Source organism: Streptosporangium sp. NPDC087985 (genome assembly GCF_044741965.1).
Taxonomy (GTDB): domain Bacteria; phylum Actinomycetota; class Actinomycetes; order Streptosporangiales; family Streptosporangiaceae; genus Streptosporangium.
This window is the reverse complement of record NZ_JBIUTQ010000014.1, coordinates 50327-71366: the sequence shown is the minus strand read 5'-3', so window position 1 is coordinate 71366 and position 21040 is coordinate 50327. Positions and strand designations below refer to the sequence as shown.

Annotated in this window: 18 protein-coding genes; 6 read left to right on the top strand and 12 right to left on the bottom strand. The window is 70.5% G+C overall.

All coding sequences use genetic code 11. The features are described 5' to 3' along the window. Positions 1-145: 145 nt before the first annotated feature. The 10 genes from ACIN94_RS23205 to ACIN94_RS23160 all read right to left on the bottom strand — a co-directional run bounded on the left by ACIN94_RS23205 (position 146) and on the right by ACIN94_RS23160 (position 9654). Positions 146-853, bottom strand: coding sequence for an ABC transporter ATP-binding protein (locus ACIN94_RS23205; protein WP_400709432.1), 708 nt, complete (start codon positions 851-853; stop codon positions 146-148). Beyond that, entirely contained in the window at positions 846-1613 is a 768-nt protein-coding gene (locus tag ACIN94_RS23200) for an ABC transporter ATP-binding protein (protein WP_400709429.1), read from the bottom strand. Before ACIN94_RS23200 ends, ACIN94_RS23205 begins: the two co-directional genes overlap by 8 nt. Then, positions 1610-2575 (bottom strand): branched-chain amino acid ABC transporter permease, encoded by a 966-nt coding sequence (locus ACIN94_RS23195; RefSeq protein WP_400709426.1) that lies wholly within the window; start codon positions 2573-2575, stop codon positions 1610-1612. Before ACIN94_RS23195 ends, ACIN94_RS23200 begins: the two co-directional genes overlap by 4 nt. Beyond that, positions 2572-3465 carry a branched-chain amino acid ABC transporter permease gene (locus ACIN94_RS23190; protein WP_400709423.1) on the bottom strand — a complete coding sequence of 298 codons (894 nt, stop codon included), beginning with the start codon at positions 3463-3465 and terminating at the stop codon, positions 2572-2574. The genes ACIN94_RS23195 and ACIN94_RS23190 overlap by 4 nt, the downstream gene beginning before the upstream one ends. 64 nt (positions 3466-3529) lie before the next feature. Next, positions 3530-4699: a branched-chain amino acid ABC transporter substrate-binding protein gene (locus ACIN94_RS23185; protein WP_400709420.1), complete on the bottom strand. Its 1170-nt coding sequence runs from the start codon at positions 4697-4699 to the stop codon at positions 3530-3532. Positions 4700-4800: 101 nt separating this feature from the next. Beyond that, entirely contained in the window at positions 4801-5802 is a 1002-nt protein-coding gene (locus tag ACIN94_RS23180; protein ID WP_400709417.1) for a proline racemase family protein, read from the bottom strand. A 75-nt stretch (positions 5803-5877) separates the two neighbouring features. Beyond that, positions 5878-6771, bottom strand: a complete 894-nt coding sequence (locus tag ACIN94_RS23175) for a dihydrodipicolinate synthase family protein (RefSeq protein WP_400709414.1) — start codon at positions 6769-6771, stop codon at positions 5878-5880. After that, positions 6768-8150: an NAD(P)/FAD-dependent oxidoreductase gene (locus tag ACIN94_RS23170; protein WP_400709411.1), complete on the bottom strand. Its 1383-nt coding sequence runs from the start codon at positions 8148-8150 to the stop codon at positions 6768-6770. Before ACIN94_RS23170 ends, ACIN94_RS23175 begins: the two co-directional genes overlap by 4 nt. Continuing rightward, positions 8147-8515, bottom strand: coding sequence for a (2Fe-2S)-binding protein (locus ACIN94_RS23165; RefSeq protein WP_400709408.1), 369 nt, complete (start codon positions 8513-8515; stop codon positions 8147-8149). Before ACIN94_RS23165 ends, ACIN94_RS23170 begins: the two co-directional genes overlap by 4 nt. Then, positions 8515-9654 carry an NAD(P)/FAD-dependent oxidoreductase gene (locus tag ACIN94_RS23160; RefSeq protein WP_400709405.1) on the bottom strand — a complete coding sequence of 380 codons (1140 nt, stop codon included), beginning with the start codon at positions 9652-9654 and terminating at the stop codon, positions 8515-8517. Before ACIN94_RS23160 ends, ACIN94_RS23165 begins: the two co-directional genes overlap by 1 nt. Before the next feature lie 211 nt (positions 9655-9865). Here ACIN94_RS23160 and ACIN94_RS23155 point away from each other — a divergent pair, with 211 nt between their 5' ends. After that, the gene (locus ACIN94_RS23155) at positions 9866-10855 is read left to right on the top strand and encodes a heme A synthase (RefSeq protein ID WP_400709402.1); all 990 of its coding nucleotides are present in this window, start codon (positions 9866-9868) and stop codon (positions 10853-10855) included. Between the two features lie 120 nt (positions 10856-10975). Here the strand turns inward: ACIN94_RS23155 and ACIN94_RS23150 are convergent, their stop codons facing one another. Together ACIN94_RS23150 and ACIN94_RS23145 are read right to left on the bottom strand one after the other, a co-directional pair. Beyond that, complete coding sequence (locus tag ACIN94_RS23150) at positions 10976-12118, bottom strand: PrsW family intramembrane metalloprotease (protein ID WP_400709399.1); 1143 nt, start codon at positions 12116-12118, stop codon at positions 10976-10978. 167 nt (positions 12119-12285) lie between these two features. After that, complete coding sequence (locus ACIN94_RS23145) at positions 12286-13239, bottom strand: heme o synthase (RefSeq protein WP_400709396.1); 954 nt, start codon at positions 13237-13239, stop codon at positions 12286-12288. Between the two features lie 321 nt (positions 13240-13560). Here ACIN94_RS23145 and tkt point away from each other — a divergent pair, with 321 nt between their 5' ends. The 5 genes from tkt to ACIN94_RS23120 are packed head-to-tail and all read left to right on the top strand — an operon-like array spanning position 13561 to position 20977. Further along, entirely contained in the window at positions 13561-15657 is a 2097-nt protein-coding gene (tkt, locus tag ACIN94_RS23140; protein WP_400709393.1) for a transketolase, read from the top strand. 2 nt (positions 15658-15659) lie between these two features. Then, positions 15660-16769 (top strand): transaldolase, encoded by a 1110-nt coding sequence (tal, locus tag ACIN94_RS23135; protein ID WP_400709390.1) that lies wholly within the window; start codon positions 15660-15662, stop codon positions 16767-16769. Next, complete coding sequence (locus tag ACIN94_RS23130) at positions 16766-18394, top strand: glucose-6-phosphate isomerase (protein ID WP_400709387.1); 1629 nt, start codon at positions 16766-16768, stop codon at positions 18392-18394. Before tal ends, ACIN94_RS23130 begins: the two co-directional genes overlap by 4 nt. Further along, complete coding sequence (gene zwf / locus ACIN94_RS23125; protein ID WP_400709384.1) at positions 18395-20065, top strand: glucose-6-phosphate dehydrogenase; 1671 nt, start codon at positions 18395-18397, stop codon at positions 20063-20065. Beyond that, positions 20066-20977: a glucose-6-phosphate dehydrogenase assembly protein OpcA gene (locus ACIN94_RS23120; RefSeq protein ID WP_400709381.1), complete on the top strand. Its 912-nt coding sequence runs from the start codon at positions 20066-20068 to the stop codon at positions 20975-20977. Positions 20978-21040: the final 63 nt, after the last annotated feature.

Genomic DNA, 21040 nt, shown 5'->3' with positions numbered 1-21040 from the left:
CGGTGGCCACCACACCATCAGGCCCTCCCCCGTCCTGCCCGTGCTCTTGGACACCCCTGGCCCCCGGGCCGCGAGACACGGCGCCGGCGACCAGCTCTCCGAGGTTCCCGGCGAGGTGACCAACGGTGATCGTACCGTTCCGCTGTCAGATTCCGCCGAGGTAAGCCTCGACCACCCGGGCGTCCTCGCGCAGCTCGGCCGCGGGGCCGTCCAGCACGCACGCGCCGTTCTCGATCACGTAGCCGCGGTGAGCGATCCTGAGGGCGGCGGTGGCGTTCTGCTCGACGAGCAGCACCGAGGTGCCCTCGGCGTTGATGCCGGCGATCAGCTCCATCACCGAGGCGACCACCATCGGGGCCAGACCCATGGAGGGCTCGTCGAGCAGCAGCAGTCTAGGCCCGGTGACCAGCGCCCTGCCGATGGCGAGCATCTGCTGCTCGCCGCCGGACAGCGTGCCGCCCTGCTGGACGCGCCGCTCGGCCAGGCGGGGCAGCAGCTCGTAGACGCGCTCGATCCGCCTGCGGATCTCGGCCTGGTCGCGGACCAGATAGCCGCCGATCTGCAGGTTCTCGTGCACGGTGAGAGTACTGAAGACCCTGCGGCCCTCAGGGACGTGCACCAGGCCGCGTTCGGCGATCTTGTGGGGCCTGTCCCCGGTGACATCGTTCCCGTCGAAGACGACCTGTCCGGCCGTGGGCCGCACCAGGCCGGAGACCGCCGACAGCGTGGTGGTCTTGCCCGCGCCGTTGTTGCCCAGCAGGGCGACGATCTCCCCCGGCGCGATGGTGAGGGACAGGTCGCGCAGGGCGTGCACGCCGCCGTAGTGGACGTCCAGTCCGCGGATCTCAAGCATGGGCGTCACTCCCGAGGTAGGCCTCGATGACGGCCGGGTCGCGGCGGACGTCCTGCGGGCGGCCATCGGCGATCTCCTTGCCGAAGTTGAGCACGACCACGCGTTCGGAGACCTCCATGACCAGGCCCATGTCGTGCTCGATGAGCACGATGGCCACGCCCAGCGCCTGGATCCGCCTGATCAGGTCGAGCATCTCGGCCTTCTCCCCGTGGTTGAGCCCGGCGGCGGGCTCGTCCAGCAGCAGCAGGTCCGGCCGGCGGGCCAGGGCTCTGGCGATCTCCGTACGGCGCTGCTCCCCGTAGGGCAGGTGCCGGGCCGCGCCGTACCGGTCACCGCGCAGGCCGACGAAGTCCAGCCAGTGGTGGGCCTGCTCGGTGCACTCGCGTTCGGTGCGGCGGTAACGGGGGGTGTGCAGCAGGGCATCGAAGACGCTCTGCCTGAGCCACAGGTGGGATCCGGCGCGCACGTTGTCCAGGACCGACAGCTCGCCGAACAGGCGCAGGTTCTGGAACGTCCGCGCGACGCCGAGTCCCGCGATGGCCGACGGCCTCAGGCCCTGGATGTTCTTGCCTCGCAGGGTGATCCGGCCCGAGGTGGGGCGGTAGAAGCCGGTGACGCAGTTGAAGGCCGATGTCTTGCCCGCGCCGTTGGGCCCGATGACGGAGACGATCTCCGCCTCGCCCACCGAGAACGTGAGGCCGTCGATGGCCAGCAGTCCGCCGAAGGACAGGCGCAGGTCCTCCACGCTCAGCAGGTTCACGAGACCTCCCTGGAACGGGCGGGCCAGAGCCCCTGCGGGCGCAGGAGCATGACGGCGATGAGAAGGACGCCGAACAGGAAGAACCGGTAGTCGGCGAGGTCGCGCAGGAACTCCGGCAGGAGGCTGATCACGACGGCGCCGACTACGACCCCGGGGGTCGAGCCCATGCCGCCGAGGACGACGGCCATCAGGACCAGCGCGGACTGCAGGAAGGTGAAGCTGGTCGGGGAGATGGCCGACAGGTGGGCGGCGAACAGCACTCCGGCCAGGCCGCCCCAGACGGCTCCGGCGACGTAGGCGGCGAGTTTGACCCGGTAGGTGTGCACGCCCATGGCCTCGGCCGCGTCCTCATCCTCACGGACGAACCGCCAGGCCCGCCCGAGCCGGGAGCGGCCCAGGCGGGCCGCGCCGAGGACGGCCAGGGAGACGATCACCACGGTCAGGTAGTAGAAGGCCACCGGACTGTCGACCAGGTGCGGGATGCCGTAGATGCCCGACGGTCCCCCGGTGACGTCCAGATTGTTCGCGGTGATCCGGATGATCTCACCGAAGCCGAGGGTCACGATGGCGAGGTAGTCGCTGCGCAGCCGCAGGGTGGGCGCGCCGATGACGATCCCGGCGATGACCGTGACCACGATGACGGCGGGCACGGTGACCGGCAGCGGCAGGTCGAAGCGGGTGGCCAGCACCCCGCTGGTGTACGCGCCGACCGCGAAGAAGGCGACGTAGCCCAGGTCGAGCAGGCCGCAGTAGCCGACCACGATGTTCAGCCCGGCGGCGAGCATCACGAAGATGGCCGCGCTGGTCATGACCGACAGCGCGTACGGCGTGGCGTTGACGAACGGCGCCAGCAGAGCGATCAGCAGCCCGGCGATCCCGGCCCACCTGTTCTGCAGCAGCTTCGAGGCACGGGTCGGGGGCCTGTCGGTGCCGACCCGGCGGACCTTGGCGGGGCTGTTCACACCCGCTCCGTCACTCGTTCGCCGAGCAGGCCTGTAGGCCGCACGGTCAGGAACAGGATCAGCACCCCGAAGGCGAACACGTCGCGCCATTCGCCGCCCAGCCAGAACGTGCCGAACGACTCCAGCAACCCGAGCAGCAGCCCGCCGAGCATCGTGCCGGGGATGTTGCCGATCCCGCCGATGACGGCCGCGGTGAAGGCCTTGAGCCCGATCAGGAAGCCCATCAGGAAGTCGATCTTGCCGTAGTAGGCCCCTGCCATCACCCCGGCGGCCCCGGCGAGGGCCGAGCCGAGGAAGAAGGTCCGGGAGATCACCGCGTTGACGTCGATGCCCATCAGCGAGCTGGTACGCGGGTCGAGCGCGATGGCCCGCATGGCGCGGCCCTCACGGGTCCGGGTGATCATCAGGTTGAGCCCGAACATCAGGACCACGGCCACCCCGACCAGCACGAGCTGCTGGAGGGTCAGCCGGGCGCCGAGCACCTCCATCGAGGTACCGCCGAGACGGACCGGGTAGACCCGTGGGTCGGCGCCGGCGGCGGCCCGCATGCCGTACTCCAGGGCGAAGGACGCGCCGACCGCGGTGATGAGCAGGGAGAGCCGGGGCGCGCGGCGCAGCCGCCGGTAGGCGACCCGCTCCAGCACCACCCCGGCCAGGCCGGTGACCATCATGGTCGCCAGGAGCACCGCGAGCAGCAGCGGCAGGGCCATCGAGGCGGGCACCCCACCGGCCGCGCCGAGGACGGCGAAGCCGATGAAGGCGCCGAGCATGTAGAGGTCGCCGTGGGCGAAGTTGAGCAGTTTGATGATCCCGTAGACCATGCTGTAGCCCAACGCGACCAGGGCGTAGAACGACCCGACGAACAGACCGTTCCAGACGAGCTGGGCCATCAGGCCTCCTGCGCCGGCCGGACGGCAGGCGTGCCACGCCTGCCGATGGCCTCGCTACGACTGGTCATCCGAGGGAGTCCTGGAGGGTGAACCCGTCGCCCTTGACGACGAGGATCTGGAAGCCTCCGCTGGCCAGGGTGTGCTCGGGGGTGAACTTCAACGGGCCGGAGAACATCGGGAACCCGTCCATCGCCTCCAGCGCGGCGATGACCTTGGTGCCGTCCGTGCCGCCCGCCTGGGTGACCGCCTCGGCGGCCAGCCGCACCGCGTCGTAGGCCTGGTTGGAGTAGGGGCCGGGGTCGGCGTTGTACTTCTTCCTGTAGTCCGAGATCCAGCCCTCGGCGCCCTTGAGCGTGTCGGGGGTCTGGGTCATCGTGGCGTAGACGCCTTCGGCGGCCTCGGCGCCGGCGATCTCGATCAGCTTGGGCGAGACCGAGCCGTCGCCCACCATGAACGAGCCCCTGTATCCGGCCTGGCGGAGCTGGCGGGCGATCAGGCCGCCCTCCTGGAAGTAACCGGTCCAGTAAACGAAGTCGGGCTTCTTGGCCAGCACGTTGGTGATGTTGGCGCTGTAGTCGCTCTCCTTGGGCGTGACCGTCTCGACGAGCACGGCCTCGGCGCCACCGGGGGCGTCGAGCAGCGTCTGGGTGCGCAGCGCGATGTCCTTGGAGTAGCTGGTGTTGTCGTGCATCAGCACGACGCTCTTGACACCCTGCTTGGCGATCCACTTCTCCGCCGCCCCGGCCTGCTGGGAGCCGGTGCCGTTGATCAGGAAGACGTGCTTGAGCTTCTGGTCGACCAGCTCCTGGGAGTTGGCCGCCGGGATGATCATCGGAATGTTCGCCTTGCCGAAGATCGGAAGGGTGGGCAACGTCGCCCCCGAGCAGTATCCTCCGACCGAGATGTCCACTCCCTCGGTGACCAGCTTGTTGGCTCCGGCCGCGGCCGACTGGGCGTCACAGGCGTCGTCGGCGGTTTTCAGCTCCAGCTTGCGACCGAGAACTCCGCCCTTGGCGTTGATCTCGTCGATCGCGAGCTGCGCCGCGTTGCTCATATAAGGGCCGATGGCGGCCTCGCTGCCCGACTGGGGGATCAGCATGCCGAGGACGATCGGGCCGTCCGTCTTGGCGGCCTTGTCGTCGCCGTCGCCGCCGAGCAGTCCCTGACCACATCCGGTGACCAGGAGGCCGACCACGGCCAGCGACGCGAAGGATTTCAGGGGGGTGGCACGCATGTGCGGCTCCTCACAGCTAATGATGTGTGACATTGCACTTTGTGGACAATGCTCACGTCAAGGGCCGAAATAGGACCGTTAGCCTTTGCGGGTCGATCTTTTCAGAACAGGAAACCTTCGGGGAAGGGGTCCCGGGGGTCGAGGAAGTACTGGGCGGTGCCGGTGACCCATGCCCGTCCGGTGATGGTGGGGACCACCGCGGGCAGTCCGGTGACCTCCGTCTCCTCGACGAGCCGCCCGATGAACCGGGTGCCGATGAACGACTCGTTCACGAAATCGGTGCCGAGGGGGAGCTCGCCCCGGGCGTGAAGCTGGGCCATCCGGGCGCTGGTGCCGGTGCCGCAGGGCGAACGGTCGAACCAGCCGGGATGGATGGCCATCGCGTGGCGCGAGTGCCGGGCGCCGGAGCCGGGGGCGGTGAACTGCACGTGGTGACAGCCGCGGATGCCCGCGTCCAGCGGGTGGACGGGCTCGTCCTGCTCGTTGATCGCCTCCATGACGGCCAGGCCCGCGTCGAGGATCTGCTGCTTGTGCGAGCGATCGAAGGGCAGGCCGATCGACTCGATCGGCAGGATCGCGTAGTAGTTGCCGCCGTAGGCCAGGTCGTAGGCGACCTCGCCGAGGCCGGGCACCTTGACCGTGCGGTCCAGGCCGACGCTGAAGGAGGGCACGTTGGTGATGGTCACCGCGGTGGCGGCGCCATCCTCGACCCGCACCTCGGCGACGACCAGCCCGGCCGGGGTGTCCAGCCGGACGGTGGTGACCGGCTCGAGGACCTCGACCATCCCGGTCTCGACCAGGACGGTGGCGACGCCGATGGTGCCGTGGCCGCACATCGGCAGGCAGCCGGAGACCTCGATGTAGAGCACACCGTAGTCGGCGTCGGGCCGGGTGGGTGGCTGCAGGATGGCCCCGCTCATCGCCGAATGGCCGCGTGGCTCGTACATGAGCAGGGTCCGGAGGTGGTCCATCTCGGCCAGGAAGTGCTCGCGGCGCTCGGCCATGGTCGAGCCGGGGATGACCCCCACTCCCCCGGTGATCACCCGGGTGGGCATGCCCTCGGTGTGGGAGTCCACCGCATGGAAGACCCGTTTCGTCCTCATTGATTCTCCTTTTCGAACCTGTGGTGGAGCGGGCGGAACGGTGCGCCCGATCATGGAGCGAGGGCGATCGGCCGCCTACCGGAGGCCCTCGGCCAGGATCTTGTCGGTGGCGGCCCGGACGAGGGCCTCCTCCTCGGGGACCAGCGGCAGCCGCGGCGCCCGGCACGGGCCACCCCTGCGCCCGGCCAGGTCCATGGAGAGCTTGATGGCCTGAACGAACACGGTCTTGGAGTCCCAGCGCAGCAGCGGGTGCAGCGCGCGGTAGAGCGGGAGCGCGGTCTCCAGGTCCCGGGCGACGGCCGCCCTGTACAGGGCGACGCTGGACTGGGGCAGCGCGTTGGGGTAGCCGGCCACCCAGCCGACCGCACCGGCCAGGACCAGCTCCAGCAGCACGTCGTCGGAGCCGGCCAGCAGATCCAGGCCGGGGGCGAGCTCGGCGAGCTCGTAAGCCCGGCGGACGTCGCCGGTGAACTCCTTGACCGCCACGATCAGGCCCTCGGCGTGGAGCCGGGCGAGCAGCGCCGGGGTGAGGTCCACCTTGGTGTCGAGGGGGTTGTTGTAGGCCACCACCGGCACACCGGCCTTGGCCACCTCGCGGTAGTGCTCCACCACGATCCGTTCGTCGGCCCGGTAGGCGTTCGGTGGCAGCAGCATCACCGCCCGGCACCCGGCGTCGCGGGCCTGCTCGGCCCAGCGGCGGGCCTCGGCCGCTCCGTAGGCGGCGATTCCCGGCATGACCCGGTCACCGCCGACGGCCTCGACCGCGGTCTCCACGACCTTGGCCCGCTCCTCGGCCGTCAGCGTCTGGTACTCGCCCAGCGAGCCGTTCGGCACCACGCCGTCGCAACCGTTGGCGACCAACCACCGGCAGTGCTCGGCATAGCCGTCGAAGTCGACCGACAGGTCCTCACCGAGAGGCAGCGCGGTGGCCACCATCACGCCGCGCCAGGGTTTCACACGGGTCGTCATCGCGATCGTCCTTCCAAGGGGGGTCGGGTCACCGCGGCGAGGTCGCCGAGCCGGATGGGTTGGGCGAGCGGGCGCCGGGGCGCCGCAGGATCCTCACCGGCGAGACACGCCACGGCGTAGCCGCACATGCGGCCCTGGCACCAGCCCATACCGGGCCGGGCCAGCAGCTTGACGGAGCGCGCGTCGGTGGCGCCCAGTTCCCGGGCTTCGCGCACGGCCGACAGGGGCACCTCCTCGCAGCGGCAGACCAGCGTGTCGTCATGGAGCCACTCCTGCCAGCCCGGCCGTACCGGATAGGCCTCCAGCAGCGCCCTCGCGAAGGCGGCCAGACGGTCCCTGCGCCGGGACAGGCGCGGCAGGGGCCGGACCCGGCGGCCCAGGTCCGCGGCGGCGCTCCGGCCCGCGATGCGCCCCTCGACCTCGGCCAGTACGGCTCCGCCGACGCCGGTGGGCTCCCCCGCCGCGTAGACGCCGGGCACACTGGTGCGCAGTCCCGCGTCCACGGTGACGACGGGGCCGCCGTCCGCGCCGGTGTGGGTCGCGCAGCCGAGTTGGACCGGCAGTTCGAGCTGGGGGACGAAGCCGTAGCCGTAGGCGAGGGTGTCGCACTCGACGGTTCTCGCCGAGATCGGCCGCCAGTCCCGGTCCAGCCTCGCCACCGTGACATGGGTCAGCGCGTCCTCACCGTGCGCCGCGATCACCGCCTGGCGGCCGTGGTACGGCACCCGGTGCCGGGCCAGGCTCGCGCCGTACCCGAGGGCCTCGCCGGTCTTGCCCGCGGCGAGCAGCGGGTGCCGGGCGAGCCCGAAGCGGCCGTTGGCCTCGTAGACGCCGCGCACGTCGGCGCCCGCCCCGGCCAGCCCGGCGGCGACCGGGAGCAGGAAGGGCCCGGTCCCGGCGACCACGACCCTCCGGCCCGCGACGACGAGGTTGCCCTTCAGCAGAGCCTGTGCCCCGCCCGCGGTCAGCACGCCGGGCAGATCCCAGCCGGGGAACGGCAGGGGCCGGTCGTGGGCGCCGGTGGCGATCAGCAGCCTGCGCGCGACGACCGTGCGGGGCCGTTCCTCACGGTCCCCCTCAAGGCACCGTACGGTCACCGCCCCGTCGGCACGCTCGACCGCCCAGACTCTGTGGCCGAGCAGCACGTCAGCGCGGCCGTTGAGTGTCTCCCACTGCCGGGTGAACCTGTCCAGGCCTCGGTGGAGGGCCCCGGGCGCCTCGGCGCCGAAGCCCTCGGGCAGGTGCCGGAAGTACTGGCCGCCGGGCCTGGCCGCGGCGTCGATCAGCACGACGTCCAGCCCGGCGAGGGACGCGGTGAGCGCGCCGGCCACCCCGGCGGGGCCCGCGCCGATGACGGCGAGGTCGTAGCCGGGCCTCACCGGCCGTTCACCGTGTCCTCGCCGGCCCTCTCACGGGCCCCGCCGTCCCTGGCCCGGTCACCGCGCTCGTCGGATCCGGCTCCCTCGCGGGTGCTCACCCGGTCTCCAGGGCGGGCCTCGGTCAGACAGGCCCGCAGGGACGGACTGCCGTTGACCGTGATCAGGCAGTCGAAGCAGACGCCGATGCCGCAGAACAGCCCGCGCGGGCGGCCGCCGATCCTGGTGGTGCGCCATGAGCGGATGCCCGCTCCGTGCAGGACGGCGCCGATGGTCTGGCCGGGGATCACCGGGATGGGGGCCCCGTCCACGCTGATCTCGAACCCCGGCCCGGGTCGCGCCCGCACGAGATGGTACGGCTGCTCCATCACGACTCCTTGTCGAAGCGGTCCGGACGGAAGGGGGCGAGGTCCAGGCCAGGGCGGACACCGGTCAGCGTCTGGGCGATCAGGTAGCCGGTGGCCGGGGCCAGGCCGATGCCCGCGCCCTCGTGACCGCAGGCGTGGTGGAGCCCCGGTGTCCGGGGATCCTCGCCGATCACCGGGAGGTGGTCGGGACAGTAGGGCCGGAAGCCGCAGTAGGCCCGTATCGCCCTGCGCTCGGCCAGCGCCGGGAACAGCTCGACGGCCTGGCGGGCGAGACGTTCCAGCACCGGGACGGAGACCGTACGGTCGAAGCCGACGCGCTCGCGGCTGGCACCGATGAGCACCGGCCCCGACGGGGTTCCCTCCACGACGGCGGACGTCTCCAGGCCCTCCGCATCGCTGGCCACGTTGGTGACGTAGGCGGCGGTGTAGACCTTGTGCCTGATCAGCGGCTTTTCCAGAGGCTCGGTGACCAGGACGAAGCCGCGCCTGGGCAGGACCGGGACGTGCACCCCGGCCAGCGCGGCGACCTCTCCGCCCCAGGTTCCCGCGGCGTTGACGACGGCCCCGGCGAGGATGTCACCCTGGCTGGTCGTGACGCCGGTGATCCGGTCGCCGTCGCGGAGGAAGCCGGTGACCGTGACGCCGGTGCGCAGCATCAGGGCGCCGCGGCCGAAGCGGTCGGCACCCCCCCGGATCAGCCTGGCCGCCGCCAGCATGGGCTGGACCTGGGCGTCCTGCGGGTAGAACACGCCTCCAGCCAGGCCCTCCGCCAGATACGGCTCGTAGTCGTGGAGGCCGCCGGGGGCGACCGCCGCGTGCTCGACCCCCTGCTTGGCCGCCAGATCGGTGAGCGCGTCCAGCGCCTCGCCGGTCTCGGCGACCACCAGTCCGCCCTTGGACTCGAACTCGAATCCGTCGAGCTCGGCGAGCTCTCGCCAGAGGCCGTTGGAGAGCAACGCCAGATCGAGCTCGGGACCCGGTTCCTTGTCGGAGACCAGGATGTTGCCCTCGCCCGCACCGGTCGTGCCACCCGCCACGGGCCCACGATCGACGACGACCACGTCCAGCCCGGCGCGCGCCGCGTAGTAGGCGCACGCGGCTCCGACCACTCCGGCGCCGATCACCACGACATCCGGCACGACTCACCTCGCTCCCGAAACCCGGACCAGGAGTAATATGTCACATATTCTTAAATGGATCAATCATCCGCCGCCCCCTTGTTCCTCCGATCCAGCCCGGCCCCTACCCGGCTGTCCACGGCGCAAGCCATCCGGGCGGGTGCGGATCGGCTCCGGGCGAGCACCTGGGGCAGCGACGGGACCACCGTCCCGGCCGCCTACCATTTGAGCCGTGAAGCACCTCCTTGACCAGAGCCGCCGGCATGCCGTGAACCTGACGCAGACCGTGTGGTCCCCCACGGCTGCCACCGTGCGGCGCTGGGCACTGGCGGCGGTGGTCGTCAACGCGGGCATCACCGTGACCGGCGCGGCGGTCCGGGTCACCAAATCGGGGCTGGGCTGCCCGACCTGGCCCAGATGCACCCCCGAGAGCTTCGTCCCGGCCGCCCACGGCGAGATCTCATCGCTCAACATGGCCGTCGAGTTCGGCAACCGGCTGCTGACCTTCCTGGTCCTGGCCGTCGGCCTGGCCTGTCTGATCGCCGCGCTGAGGTTCCTGCCCCGCCGCCCCGACCTGATCCGCCTGGCCTGGCTGCAGCCGATCGGCGTGGCCGTGCAGGGGCTCTGGGGCGGGCTGGTGGTGCGCAGCGCGCTCAACCCGGTCACCGTGAGCGTGCACTTCCTGATCTCCGTCGGCCTGATCGCCGCCTGCGTCGCGCTCCACGCCCGCTCGAAGGAGGGCGACGCCGCGCCGGAGCGACTGGTCCACCGCGACCTCCGCACGCTCGGCTACGCGCTCACAGCGGCGGTGGCCGTCCTCCTCGTCGCGGGTGTGGTGGTGACCGGCACCGGGCCGCACTCCGGGGACGAGATAGCCTCCCGGTTCGCCTTCGACATCGAGACCGTGGCCAGGATCCACGCCGACGTCGTCTACCTCGTGGTCGGGCTCACCTTCGCGCTGCTGTTCGCGCTGCACGTGACCGACGCGCCCGGCCGCGCGCGGCGGGCGGCGCTGACGCTCCTGGCCGTGGAGCTGGCGCAGGGGGTCATCGGATACGTCCAGTACTTCCTGGCCGTGCCCGCCTTCCTGGTCGGCCTGCACGTGCTCGGCTCCACTCTGGTGTGGATCTGCACGCTGCGGGTGGTGTTCGCGATGCGGTCCCGAGGCCCGCTGGGCACCCCTGCGGCCCGCCCGGGCAGGCTCGACTCCGTCCCCGCATAGCCTGACGAAGGGCTTCCTGGACTCCGTGGTCCTCGACTCCGCTCCCGTCTTTCCCGGACCGCGCGAGACCACCCTCGACACCGCGGTTCGGCCGGAGCGGACGCCCCCGCCGGGCGGGGGTCAGGGGTAGCTGCCCGGCTGAGGCTGCGGGAAGCGGGCGCGGGCGTCCGCCATGCACTCCAGCAGCGCCTGCTGCTCCTCGTTGAACGTGTGCTCACCGATCATCTGGCGTCTGGCCCGCTCGTGGAGCAGGCCCAGCTCGGTGGAGGCCAGCTGGTACTCGTTCATCGCCCGCAGCCCGTCTCGGCCGCCGTTCTCCTTGGCCCACTGCCTGGCCTGGCGGCGGCCCGGCAGCGAGGAGAGCATGTCGACGTCGTACCGGCTCACCAGCCCGGTCGCCTGGTAGGCCGGCAGGAAGGTCTGGATGAGGCCGATGATGCGCTTGCGGTCACGGAAGATGATCCCGATCAGGATGAACAGCACGATCATCAGCAGCACGTAGGCGACGGCCAGGCCGCCGATGCCGACATAGGAGGTGAGACCGTTCCAGATCCCGTGCAGCAGCATCGCGCCGATCCAGCCCGCCGCGATCACGAGGATCCGCACCCGGCCTCGGTGCTGCGCGGCGTAGGCCACCGCGACGCCGATCATCGAGGTGAACAGCGGGTGCGCGAACGGCGACAGGATCCCCCGCAGCACGACGATCACCGCGAGTCCCTGCGGGCCTCTGTCGTTGAGCGCGGCCACGTAGTAGCTGACGTTCTCACTCATCGCGAAGCCCAGGCCGACCATGCTGGCGTAGATGATGCCGTCGGTGGGCCCGTCGAGCTCCGCCCTCTTGAACTTGAGCAGGCCCAGCAGGACCAGCCCCTTCATCGTCTCCTCGACCACCGGGGCGCCGAAGGTCGCGGCGATGTTGCGCGCGATGTCGTGGCCGAGCCGGACGGTGTTCTCGATGTAGATCAGGTTGAAGGAGTTGACGAGACCCGCGACCAGCACCGCCACGCCCGCACCCCAGGCGAACGCGAAGATCAGGTTGCTCCGCGGCTCCGGCTCCATCCGGTCCAGCGCGAGCACGGCGGCCAGCAGGAGCGGGACCGGCGCCAGGGCCAGGGCCAGGGCGATGAAAAAGTAGACCGGATCACCGTTCAGCACGTCGAAGGAGAACGACGCGAGCGCGCACAGGCCGGCCAGGACAAGACCGAGGATCAGCGCGACAGATGGGCGGTCCTTGAACACCCACCGGGGATCACGGCTTGCCATGCGGTAACCGTAACCGATCAAACACGACGTGTCCCCTCCTGCTCCGCCCCTGCCGATGGCCACCCCAGGACACCTACGCCACACCGGTTCACGGGTGGGAGGTCACGGCCGTTGGACGGCCGGTCTTCTCCGAACGGGCTGGAGGCACAGGCGTGCTTCGACGCGGCTCAGACGAGCATCGAGTCGACGGCGACGGCGAGGAAGAGCAGCGCCAGGTAGGCGTTGGACCAGTGGAAGAAACGCATCGGGCGCAGGTCCACCCCGCTCTTGCCCGCGTTGACGCGGCCGAGGAGACGGTAGACCTCCACCAGGCAGGCGGCGCCCAGCACGACGGCCACGGCGGGGTAGAGCAGGGTGGTCCCGGCGATCGGCCACAGCAGCAGCGAGCAGGCCACCGTCGCCCAGGTGTAGGCGATGCTCTCCAGCACCACGCGGCGCTCGGTGGCGACCACCGGGAGCATGGGGACCTTCGCCGCGGCGTAGTCCTCCTTGTAGCGCATGGCAAGGGTCCAGGTGTGCGGCGGAGTCCAGAAGAACACCACTCCGAAGAGCACCACCGGGGCCCAGCTGAGGCTGCCGGTGACGCCGGCCCAGCCGATCAGCACCGGCATGCATCCCGCCAGGCCTCCCCACACCACGTTCTGGGAGGTCCGCCGCTTCAGGATCATCGAGTAGACAAGGACGTAGAACAGGTTCGCGGCCAGCGACAGACCGGCGGCGAGCCAATTCACCGTCAATCCCAGTCCAAGTGTGGACAACACGCCGAGGATGACGCCGAAGATCAGCGCGTTGCCCGGCGGAACCTCGTCGCGAGCCAGCGGGCGGCGCCGGGTACGGCGCATCGCGGCGTCGATGTCACGGTCGATGTAGCAGTTCAGCGCGTTCGCGCTGCCCGCCGACAGGGTGCCGAACACCAGGGTGGACACGGCGATCCACAGCGGCGGCAGGCCGCGGGCCGCGAGGAACATCACCGGCAGCGTCGTGATCAGCAGCAGTTCGATGATCCGCGGCTTGGTGAGAGCGACGTAGGCCTTCACGACGTCACCGAACGGACGCGGCGCGGCGGTGTCTGCCGTGCCCGTCGTGGACGGGGCCGTCGATTGCTTGTCGGTGAGCACCATCTAAGGCGCTTCCAGCACGTGCGGGGTCAACGCGTAACCTCTGATTAGAGCGAATCCGTGAATGCGGGCACCAGCCAGCCTTGAAGACTTAACTCTAGTTGTTGGGGCGGGCGGTTCCGGCATGGGGTGCGGGAGCGGCACGACAGGATGCCTTATGGGCGTTTTGTCCAAGTTGTTCATCGCTCCTGTGGACTCGCCCCGATCGACCTGCGCGACGTCGGCAAGGTCAACCCGTTAGTGTCCGGTGTGGGCGGGAAATGCCAAACCGGCGCCACCATCACACGACTAGATCCGGAGATCGAGCACTTGAGCAGCGAACTCGTGCCAGCCCTCGAATGGAGCGACCTGGACCGTCAGGCGGTCGACGTCGTCAGGGCCCTGGCAATGGACGCCGTAGAGAAGGCGGGGTCGGGACACCCCGGCACCGCGATGAGCCTCGCACCCGCCGCGTACCTGCTTTTCCAGCAGACGATGCGGCATGACCCGTCGGATCCCTCGTGGGCGGGGCGGGATCGGTTTGTCCTTTCCGCCGGGCACACCAGCCTGACCCTCTACATCCAGCTCTACCTCTCGGGTTACGGCCTGTCCCTGGACGACCTCAAGTCCCTCCGGCAGTGGGGAAGCCTGACCCCGGGCCACCCGGAGCACGGACACACCGTCGGCGTCGAGACCACCACCGGCCCGCTCGGCCAGGGTCTCGGCAACGCGGTCGGCATGGCCATGGCCGCCCGCCGCGAGCGCGGACTGTTCGATCCGGACGCGGCCGCGGGTTCCAGCCCGTTCGACCACATGATCTGGTGCATCGCCTCGGAAGGTGACATCGAGGAAGGCGTCAGCCACGAGGTCAGCGCCCTCGCCGGCCACCAGAGACTGGGCAACCTGGTCGTCGTCTTCGACAGCAACCACATCTCCATCGAGGACGACACCCAGATCGCGCTGAGCGAGGACATCGCCAAGCGCTACGAGGCCTACGGCTGGCACGTCCAGACCGTCGACTGGACCGACGACGGCGAGTACATCGAGGACGTCGAGGCCCTTCACCAGGCGCTGGAGGCCGCGCGCGCCGAGACCGGCAGGCCGTCGTTCATCCGCCTGCGCACCATCATCGGCTGGCCCGCGCCGAACAAGCAGAACACCGGCAAGGCCCACGGCTCGGCCCTGGGCGCCGACGAGATCGCCGCCACCAAGAAGATCATGAAGCAGGACCCGGCCAAGAGCTTCGACGTCCCGGCCGACGTCCTGGAGCACGCCCGTGAGGTCGTCGGGCGTGGCCGGGCGGTCCGCGCCGAGTGGGAGAAGGCCTACCAGAGCTGGCGCCTGGCCAACCCCGAGCGCGCGGCCGAGTTCGACCGGATCAGCGCCCGGCGGCTGCCGACCGGCTGGACCGAGGCGCTGCCGTCCTTCGAGCCGGGTGCCTCCATCGCCACCCGCAAGGCCTCCGGCGAGGTGCTCAACAGCCTCGCGCCCGTGCTGCCCGAGCTGTGGGGCGGCTCGGCCGACCTGGCCGAGTCCAACAACACCACGATGAAGGGCGAGCCGTCCTTCATCCCGGAGGAGTACCAGACCAAGGAGTTCCCCGGGAACCGCTACGGCCGGACGCTGCACTTCGGCATCCGCGAGCACGGCATGGGGTCGATCCTCAACGGCATCGCCCTGCACAACGGCACCCGGCCCTACGGTGGCACGTTCCTGGTCTTCAGCGACTACATGCGCCCCGCCGTACGGCTCGCGGCGCTGATGAAGCTGCCGGTCACCTACGTGTGGACGCACGACTCCATCGGTCTGGGCGAGGACGGCCCGACCCACCAGCCGGTCGAGCACCTGTGGGCGCTGCGCGCCATCCCGGGCCTGGACGTCGTCCGCCCGGCCGACGCCAACGAGACGGCCGCCGCGTGGCGGACCGTGCTGGAGCACAACGACCGCCCCGCCGCGCTGGCGCTGACCCGGCAGAACCTCCCGGTCTACGCGGGCACGGCGGACGCCGAGAAGGTCGCCCGCGGCGCCTACATCCTGGAGGACGCCTCCAACGGCCGGCCCGCGGTGATCCTGATCGGCACCGGCTCCGAGGTCGAACTGGCCGTGGGTGCCCGTGAACTCCTGGAGGCCGAGGGCATCCCGACCCGGGTCGTGTCGATGCCGTGCGTCGAGTGGTTCCAGGCCCAGGACGCGGCCTACCGGCAGACGGTGCTGCCCACGGCCGTCCGCGCGCGCGTCGCCGTCGAGGCGGGAGTCGCGCTGGGCTGGTGGCAGTTCGTTGGAGATGGGGGGGAAGTGGTCAGCCTGGAGCACTTCGGCGCCTCGGCTCCCTACAAGACCCTTTACGAGCAGTTCGGCCTCACCGCCGAGCGCGTGGTCGCCGCCGCCAAGGCGAGCCTCGCACGGACCGGGGCCGACAAGGACAAGACGACGGGAAACTGATCATGAGTGAGACTCTGAAGGCCCTTTCCGATCACGGCGTTTCCATCTGGCTGGACGACATCAGCCGCGAGCGTCTGCGCACCGGCAACCTGGAGGCGCTGATCCGCGACAAGCACGTGGTCGGCGTCACCTCCAACCCGACGATCTTCGCCTCGGCGCTGAGCAAGGGTGACGCCTACGGCACCCAGCTCCACGATCTGGCCGTGCGCGGCGTGGACGTCGAGGAGGCGGTCCGCGCCATCACCACCTACGACATCCGCTGGGCCGCCGACGTGCTCAGACCGGTCTACGACGCCACCGGTGGCGTGGACGGCCGGGTCTCGATCGAGGTGGACCCGCGCCTGGCCAGGGAGACCGAAAAGACGATCGCCGAGGCGCGCGCGCTGTGGTGGATGGTCGACCGGCCCAACCTGTTCATCAAGATCCCGGCGACGGTCGAGGGACTGCCGGCCATCACCCAGGCGATCTCCGAGGGGATCAGCGTCAACGTCACGCTGATCTTCTCCCTTGAGCGCTACCGTGCCGTGATGGACGCCTGGCTGACGGGCCTGGAGCGCGCGCGGGCCAACGGGCTGAACCTGGCCGGCATCGAGTCGGTGGCCTCCTTCTTCGTCAGCCGCGTGGACAGCGAGATCGACAAGCGCCTGGAGAAGACCGGGACGCCCGAGGCCAAGGCGCTCAAGGGCAAGGCGGCGGTCGCCAACGCCCGCCTCGCCTTCGCTGCCTTCGAGGACGTGGTCAACTCGCCGCGCTGGCGTGCCCTGGCCGAGGCCGGAGCCCGTCCGCAGCGCCCGCTGTGGGCCTCCACCGGCACCAAGGACCCGAACTACCCCGACACCCTCTACGTCGACGAGCTCGTCACCTCGGGCACGGTCAACACGATGCCCGAGAAGACCCTCGACGCCGTCGCCGACCACGGCCGGATCGCCGGCGACACCGTCCGCTCCTCCTACGAGAACGCCTGGAACACCATGTCCGCGCTCAAGGAGATCGGCATCGACTACGACGACGTGGTGAGGGTACTGGAGGAGGAGGGCGTGGAGAAGTTCGAGGCATCCTGGAGAGAGCTCCTGGCCACTGTCTCCGCCGAACTACGGAAGGCCGCCGGATGAACGTGTCCGTGACGTTCAACGAGGAGAGGCTGGCCGAGCAGGCCACGGAGACGGCCAGGCGGCTCGTCGCCGAAGGGGTCCACGAGGCCCTGGCCAAGGGCAACCCCACTCTGTGGGGCCCGGAGGCCGAGGCCGAGGCGGCGATCCGCCTCGGCTGGCTCACCCTCCCGCAGACCAGCAGGGAGCTGCTCCCCGAGATCGGCAGGCTCGTCGAGCGCGCCCGTGCCCAGGGCCTGGACCACGTGGTCCTGGCGGGCATGGGCGGCTCCTCGCTCGCCCCCGAGGTCATCACCGCCACGGCCGACGTGTCGCTGACCGTGCTCGACACCACCGACCCCGGCCAGGTGCGCCGGGCGCTCGACGACCGCCTGGACCAGACGATCCTGGTGGTGGCCAGCAAGAGCGGCGGCACGGTCGAGACCGACAGCCACCGGCGGATCTACGAGCAGGCCTTCCGTGACGCGGGGATCGACCCCGCCGAGCGGATCGTCGTGGTCACCGACCCGGGCTCGCCGCTGGAGCAGTCCGCCGTCGAGGCGGGCTATCCGGTCATCCTGGCCGACCCCAACGTGGGCGGTCGCTACAGCGCTCTGTCCGCCTTCGGCCTGGTGCCCAGCGCGCTGGCCGGGGCCGACGTCGAGCAACTGCTCGACGACGCGGCCGCGGTGCAGCCGCTGCTCGCGCAGGCCGAGGGCAACCCCGGCCTGGAGCTCGGTGCCGCCCTCGGCGCCGCCGCGGTCTCCGGCCGTGACAAGCTCGTGCTGGAGGACAGCCTCTCGGAGATCAACGGCCTGCCCGACTGGATCGAGCAGCTGGTCGCCGAGTCCACCGGTAAGCAGGGCAGGGGCATCCTGCCGGTCGTCGGTGCCGATCCGGGCGAGGCCGAGGACGAGCTGATCGCCGGGATCGACTCCGACGGCGCCGTGACCGTCGGCGGTCCGCTGGGCGCGCAGTTCCTGATCTGGGAGTACGCCACTGCCATCGCCGGCCGCGTTCTCGGCATCGACCCGTTCAACCAGCCGAACGTGGCCGAGTCCAAGGAGAACACCGGCAAGCTGCTGGACCGGACGGAGCTGCCGGCCGGCTCGCCGCTCCTGGTCGACGGCCCGGTGGAGGTGTACGGCGAACTGCCCGGCTCCGAGGCTCCCAAGGATCTGCCGGAGGTGTTCACCCGGCTGCTGGAGGCCATCCCCGCCGACGGCTACCTCGCGATCATGGCCTACCTCGACCGGGAGGCCGCGTTCGACGCCCCCCACGCCGACGGCGCCTCGTTCGAGGAGATGACCGACGCGTGGAGCGCGGCCGACCCTGCCACGCTCCGCGCGCAGCTCGCGATACGGACCGAGCGGCCGATCACCTTCGGGTGGGGTCCCCGGTTCCTGCACTCCACCGGCCAGTACCACAAGGGCGGTCCGCAGAACGGTGTGTTCCTGCAGATCACCGGTGCCGTGGACGAGGACGTCGAGGTGCCGGGCAAGCCGTACACGCTGGGCCGTCTCCAGCTCGCGCAGGCTCTGGGCGACCACGGCGCGCTGGCCAGGCGCGGGCGTCCCACCGTACGTCTGCACCTGACCGATCGCGCGGCAGGGGTCGCGCGTCTGCTCGAGGCAGCGCGGGAGGTCTGAATGAGCAAGGAATACTCCGCGGTGCAAGGCGAGACGGCACAGGCCGACGCCGCGCACGCCGACGGAGTACCCACCACCGCGACACCCGCCGAGGAGTCGGCCGCCGTCGCCTCCTCGAGGGTCGCAACCGTCTCGACCACCGAGGATCTCGTGGAGTCCAACCCTCTGCGCGACCCGCGTGACAAGCGCCTGCCCCGCGTGGCGGGGCCGTGCGTGCTGGTGCTGTTCGGCGTGACCGGTGACCTGGCACGCAAGAAGTTGCTGCCGGCGATCTACGACCTGGCGAACCGGGGGCTGCTGCCGCCCGGCTTCTCCCTGGTCGGTTTCGCCCGCCGCGACTGGCGGGACCAGGACTTCGCGCAGCTCGCCCACGACGCCGTCAAGGAGCACGCGCGCACACCCTTCCGCGAGGAGGTCTGGAAGCAGCTGTCGGAGGGCATCTTCTTCTGCCCGGGTGAGTTCACCGACGACGGCGCGTTCGACGCGCTGGCCATGATGCTCAAGGAGATCGACCAGACCCGGGGCACCGGCGGCAACTACGGCTTCTATCTCTCGGTCCCTCCGAAGTTCTTCCCGATCGTGGTCCAGCAGCTCAAGCGGACCGAACTGGCGCACGGCCCCGAGGGGTCCTGGCGCCGGGTGGTGATCGAGAAGCCCTTCGGGCACGACCTGGAGAGCGCACAGGAGCTCAACGCGATCACCAGTGCGGTCTTCCCGGAGAGTTCGGTGTTCCGCATCGACCACTACCTGGGCAAGGAGACCGTCCAGAACATCCTGGCGCTGCGGTTCGCCAACAACCTGTTCGAGCCGATCTGGAACCGGAGCTACGTCGACCACGTCCAGATCACGATGGCCGAGGACATCGGCATCGGCGGCCGGGCGGGTTACTACGACGGCATCGGCGCGGCCCGTGACGTGATCCAGAACCATCTGCTGCAACTGCTCGCCCTGGTGGCCATGGAGGATCCGACGTCCTTCGGGGCCAACTCGCTGCGCCGGGAGAAGGAGAAGGTCCTCCAGGCGCTGCGGCTACCTCAGGACCTGGCGGACTCCACCGCGCGCGGCCGCTACGGGCCCGGCTGGCAGGGCGGCGAGCCGGTGATCGGCTACACGCAGGAGGAGGGCATCTCGCCGGACTCCATCACCGAGACCTACGCCGCCATCAAGCTGGAGATCGCCAACCGCCGCTGGGCCGGGGTGCCGTTCTACCTGCGTACCGGCAAGCGGCTGAGCCGCCGGGTGACGGAGGTCGCCGTGGTGTTCCAGCGGGCCCCGCACCTGCCGTTCAGCAAGGACGACACCGAGATACTGGGACAGAACGCCCTGGTCATCCGGGTCCAGCCGGACGAGGGCATCACGGTGCGGTTCGGCTCCAAGGTGCCCGGCACCGCCATGGAGGTCAGGGACGTCTCGATGGACTTCGCCTACGGCGAGTCGTTCATGGAGTCCTCCCCCGAGGCCTACGAGCGGCTGCTGCTGGACGTGCTGATCGGCGACCCGCCGCTCTTCCCGCACCAGCGCGAGGTCGAGCTGTCATGGAGGATCCTCGACCCGGTCGAGGACTTCTGGGCCTCCCAGGGGCCGCCGCAGGAGTATCCGGCGGGCACATGGGGCCCCAAGTCGGCCGACGAGATGATGGCCCGCGACGGACGTGCCTGGAGGAGGCTGTAGATGACGAGTTTCATGCTCAGCAACACGACCGCGTCGAAGATCTCCTCCCAGCTCACCCAGCTGCGCCACCAGATGGGCACCCCGGCGGTCGGCATGGTGCTGACTCTGGTGGTGATCTGCGACGAGAGCAACCAGTACGACGCGGTCCAGGCCGCGACCGAGGCGGCCAGGCAGCACCCCTCCCGGATACTGGTCGTCATCGTCCGCGACCCGGACGAGCCGAACCGGCTCGACGCCGAGATGCGGCTCGGCGAGTCCACACCGGGCGAGGTGATCCTGCTGCGCCTGTACGGCGAGCTCACCAAGCACGCCGACTCCGTGGTCGGCCCGCTGCTGCTCACCGACACCCCGGTGGTGGCCTGGTGGCCGGGCGACTGCCCGGACGTGCCCGCCAAGGACTCGATCGGCGTGCTCGCCCAGCGCCGGATCGTCGACGCGCGGGCGTCGGCCGACTCTGTGAAGGCGATCACCAGCCGAGCGCGCGGCTACGTGCCCGGTGACACCGATCTGGCCTGGACCCGGCTGACGACCTGGCGGAGCCTGCTGGCCGCCGCGTTCGACCGGCCGGTGGGCAAGGTCAAGAGGGGTGTCGTGGAGGCCGTTCCCGGCCACGCCAGCGCCCTGCTGCTGGCGGCGTGGCTCGGCGAACGCCTCGGCGCCCCGATAAAGGTCACCGAGTCCGCCGGTCCCGGTCTGACCGCGGTCAAGCTGGTCACGGCCGACGGCGACATCTCCATCAGCCGTGGCGACGGCCGCCTGGCCACGCTGTCGCGCCCGGAGCAGCCGGATCGCCAGGTCGCCCTGATCCGCCGTCAGAAGGCGGAACTGCTCGCCGAGGAGCTCCGCCGCCTGGACCCCGACGAGATCTACGGGGCCGCGATCCGGAGACTCGCCCGGACCCACAGGTCCTGACCTGCGCGCCCCGCGGCCGACCGCGGGGCGCTCTCCCCATCGAAGCCCGCTGAAAGAGAAGTC

Coding starts and splice junctions, on each gene's coding strand:
- tal (WP_400709390.1), top strand. CDS start 15,660: ATGAGTGAGACTCTGAAGGCCCTTTCCGATCACGGCGTTTCCATCTGG.
- ACIN94_RS23145 (WP_400709396.1), bottom strand. CDS start 13,239: ATGGTGCTCACCGACAAGCAATCGACGGCCCCGTCCACGACGGGCACG.
- ACIN94_RS23165 (WP_400709408.1), bottom strand. CDS start 8,515: ATGGAGCAGCCGTACCATCTCGTGCGGGCGCGACCCGGGCCGGGGTTC.
- ACIN94_RS23130 (WP_400709387.1), top strand. CDS start 16,766: ATGAACGTGTCCGTGACGTTCAACGAGGAGAGGCTGGCCGAGCAGGCC.
- zwf (WP_400709384.1), top strand. CDS start 18,395: ATGAGCAAGGAATACTCCGCGGTGCAAGGCGAGACGGCACAGGCCGAC.
- ACIN94_RS23180 (WP_400709417.1), bottom strand. CDS start 5,802: ATGAGGACGAAACGGGTCTTCCATGCGGTGGACTCCCACACCGAGGGC.
- ACIN94_RS23175 (WP_400709414.1), bottom strand. CDS start 6,771: ATGACGACCCGTGTGAAACCCTGGCGCGGCGTGATGGTGGCCACCGCG.
- ACIN94_RS23120 (WP_400709381.1), top strand. CDS start 20,066: ATGACGAGTTTCATGCTCAGCAACACGACCGCGTCGAAGATCTCCTCC.
- ACIN94_RS23185 (WP_400709420.1), bottom strand. CDS start 4,699: ATGCGTGCCACCCCCCTGAAATCCTTCGCGTCGCTGGCCGTGGTCGGC.
- ACIN94_RS23150 (WP_400709399.1), bottom strand. CDS start 12,118: ATGGCAAGCCGTGATCCCCGGTGGGTGTTCAAGGACCGCCCATCTGTC.
- ACIN94_RS23205 (WP_400709432.1), bottom strand. CDS start 853: ATGCTTGAGATCCGCGGACTGGACGTCCACTACGGCGGCGTGCACGCC.
- ACIN94_RS23190 (WP_400709423.1), bottom strand. CDS start 3,465: ATGGCCCAGCTCGTCTGGAACGGTCTGTTCGTCGGGTCGTTCTACGCC.